Raw genomic sequence first — 937 nt, 5'->3', positions numbered from 1 at the left:
CTAAGAGCTTATCCGTAAATTATGTTGACGCTCAATGGCACCTTGCGGAAAGCGATGATGGCCGCCGCCAAGTGGTTGAGCGCAAGGAAGCTGCGCTCAAGCTTCTCGTAGCGCACCAGCAGTTTGCGGAAACGGTTGAACCAACTGTGGCACACCTCGACCACCCAGCGCCTCGCCTTCTGCTTGGGATTGAGCCGCTTGGCCTCGGCCTCCTTGCGTCGGCCAACGACGTGAGGAATATAGCCATGCCTTTGCATTGTGCGCAGGTGCTCAGCACCTCGGTAGCCCGCATCGGCACACAGATGCTTGTGCCGTCTGCACGGTGGACTCTTTCGCTTGACCACAACTGCGCCGAGCACGGCATCCAATCCTTTGCAGTCATGGACGTTGGCCCCGGTCACGACGAGCGACAGCGGGACGCCACGGCCGTCCACCAACAGGTGCCGCTTGCTTCCTTTTTTTTCCCCGGTCCGTGGGATTGCGCCCTACAGCCTCCTGCGCCAGAGGCGCCTTCATCATTGCGCCATCGATGCTTTGCCAGCGCCAAGCGATACCCTGCATGTCATCGTACTCTGCCAGCCCGGCTCTCCAGACCGATTCGAAAAAGCCGGCCTTCTCCCATTCGAGAAAGCGCTTGTGAACGGCACTGGCGCTACCAAAGCGCTCCACAGGTAACGCCTTCCACTGGCAGCCCGTGCGCAAAACATACACGATGGCCTCGAACACCAGGCGCGCCGGCTTCGCCGGGCGACCGGCTCCAGGCTTGCGCACATACTGTTTGCCCGCTACAAGAGCGCGTTGCGGTACCAGTGGTTCCACGCGCTGCCAGAGCGCATCCGTTACCACCCAGGAATCAACTCGCTTGCCCATCATGCGTCTCCAACACCGTGTCCAATACGGCTCGGAGTGACATTCTAACTATTTACGGATAAGCTCT

Annotated in this window: 1 protein-coding gene; it reads right to left on the bottom strand. The window is 59.8% G+C overall.

All coding sequences use genetic code 11. The features are described 5' to 3' along the window. Positions 1-8: 8 nt before the first annotated feature. Positions 9-870, bottom strand: a protein-coding gene (locus K206_RS42475; RefSeq protein WP_155888429.1) for an IS5 family transposase whose coding sequence is annotated in 2 segments (ribosomal slippage) — positions 9-456 and positions 455-870 — 864 coding nt in all. Because the reading frame shifts where the segments join, the coding sequence is not laid out codon by codon here. Between the last annotated feature and the right edge of the window lie 67 nt (positions 871-937).

The organism is Cupriavidus sp. WS (assembly GCF_000395345.1).
In the GTDB taxonomy this organism is placed as follows: domain Bacteria; phylum Pseudomonadota; class Gammaproteobacteria; order Burkholderiales; family Burkholderiaceae; genus Cupriavidus; species Cupriavidus basilensis_B.
Note: the sequence above shows the minus strand (reverse complement) of the source record. Positions and strands in the feature narration are given on the sequence as shown.